The sequence below is a fragment of the Nocardiopsis sp. TNDT3 genome (assembly GCF_003427465.1).
Classification (GTDB): Bacteria; Actinomycetota; Actinomycetes; order Streptosporangiales; family Streptosporangiaceae; genus Nocardiopsis; species Nocardiopsis dassonvillei.
On record NZ_QPFC01000882.1, the window covers coordinates 1 to 1735 of the forward strand.

3 protein-coding genes are annotated in these 1735 nt (G+C 73.6%); all 3 read right to left on the minus strand.

Annotated elements, in window-relative coordinates; genetic code table 11:
- Positions 1-284 precede the first annotated feature (284 nt).
- The 3 genes from DQW06_RS21020 to hisI are packed head-to-tail and all read right to left on the minus strand — an operon-like array spanning position 285 to position 1650.
- Positions 285-617, minus strand: a complete 333-nt coding sequence (locus DQW06_RS21020) for an HGxxPAAW family protein (protein WP_013154194.1) — start codon at positions 615-617, stop codon at positions 285-287.
- Positions 617-1309: a Trp biosynthesis-associated membrane protein gene (locus DQW06_RS21025; protein ID WP_013154195.1), complete on the minus strand. Its 693-nt coding sequence runs from the start codon at positions 1307-1309 to the stop codon at positions 617-619. The genes DQW06_RS21020 and DQW06_RS21025 overlap by 1 nt, the downstream gene beginning before the upstream one ends.
- A complete protein-coding gene (gene hisI, locus DQW06_RS21030) occupies positions 1306-1650 on the minus strand; it encodes a phosphoribosyl-AMP cyclohydrolase (protein WP_013154196.1) in 345 nt (114 codons plus the stop codon). Before hisI ends, DQW06_RS21025 begins: the two co-directional genes overlap by 4 nt.
- Between the last annotated feature and the right edge of the window lie 85 nt (positions 1651-1735).

A 1735-nucleotide genomic window follows, 5' to 3' on the forward strand; every position in this document is an offset into this window, starting at 1 on the left:
GGGGGACCGTAACTCATGCTCGGTACAACTTTCCGGAAGAGGACAAGGGATTTACGCGGCGCACGGAGGAACACTCCGGCCCAACACGGGGCAGGGTTGGATCACCGGGTCGCATACACCGCGGGCAGAAAGGAATGATGCCAGATCGGTGAGACTCCCACCGAACCGAACCGACGCGGCAGTCGTGGCCGGTGGGCCGAATCTACCCGCCCCGTGGGACCTTCGTCCATATTTCCGTTATTCACTCGTTGTGAGCTGCGGCTTCCCCGGTGTCCCGGTGTCCGTCAGGCCTTGGTCGCGTCGGGGTCCAGGGCGGGGCCGGGCTGCGCGGCGGCGGGCTCGGGCTGCGCGGCGGCGGACTTGCGTCCGGCCTCCCACTCCTCGCGCGTGGGCGGAACGGGGCGGGGCTCCTTGCGGCCGTAGCCGGCCTTCTTCATGACACCGGCGATCGCGGCGAGCACGACGCTGGCGACGAGGGCGACGGCGGTCCACAGCAGCAGGTCGCCGCCGAGGAAGACGATGACGAAGGCCGCCACGGACCACGCCACGATCCAGGACACGGTGAGGAACCAGGCGGACAGGGTGTTGCCGTGGTCGTCGTGGTGCTCGTCGGCCATCAGGTGTTCTCCTTAGGTTCGGCTGGGCGTGCTGCCCGCGGTGCGTGGGCGGCGCCGTCGGGGTCCGCGGGCGTGGTGCCCGCGGGCTCGGCGTCGAGTGTGGGGTCGTCACCGGCGTCCAGCGACCTCCACAGGTCGGAGGGCGTCTCGGACCGGGTCGCGCGCGGTGCGGCGTCCCGATCGTACCGGGTGCCCATACCAGGCCAGGCAGGGGCTCGCAGTACCGCGACCAGCCCCGCCGCGACCAGGAGGACGGCTCCGGCCACGGCCATGGCGGGCCCCAGGGCCAGCAGGCGGGGGTCGGCGGCCACCTGGGCGGCCCCGGCGGTGTCGGTGGTGCTGTCGGCCATCGCGGCCAGGAGCGCGTCGGGGCGGGTGGCGCCCCAGACGGCGTTGAGGGCGGCCGCTCCGCCCAGGGCGACGAGGAGGCCGACCGCCCGGCGGCCCCAGCCCCTGGCGGCGTACAGGCCGGCGATCCCGGCCAGCCCGGCCCAGCCGAAGCCGCTCAGGGCACCGGTGAGGTCGGTTCCGGTGAGCTCCACGGAGACGGGGGCGACCGGCCCCGGCGCGGTGAGTTCGCCGGTCGCCCACGGGCGTCCGGCGGCGGCGAGCAGGAGTCCGGCCCCGGCGGCCAGGGCGAGCATGGCCAGGCCGTACTCCCGGCGCACGCGGGGCGAGGAGGCCGAACTCACAGGAGTCTCCCGGCGTCGAAGCAGGTGTGGTCGCCGGTGTGGCAGGCGGCCCCCTCCTGGTCGACGCGGACCAGAAGGGTGTCCCCGTCACAGTCGAGTGCGACCGACACCACACGCTGGGTGTGTCCGGAGGTGGCTCCCTTGACCCAGTACTCGCCGCGGCTGCGCGACCAGTAGGTGGCGGAGCCGGTGGTGAGGGTGCGGTGCAGGGCCTCGTCGTCCATCCAGGCGAGCATGAGGACCTCCCCGGTGTCGTGCTGCTGCACGACGGCGGGGACGAGGCCGTCCGGGTTGCGCTTGAGTCGGGCGGCGATGTCCGGGTCGAGGCTGGTGACGCTCATGCACTCCAGGTTATGGCCGCCGCCGGAGCGTCCCGCACCGGGTGTCCCCTGGCGTCGGGGGTGCGGGTCGGGGCGGTGCGGGGGC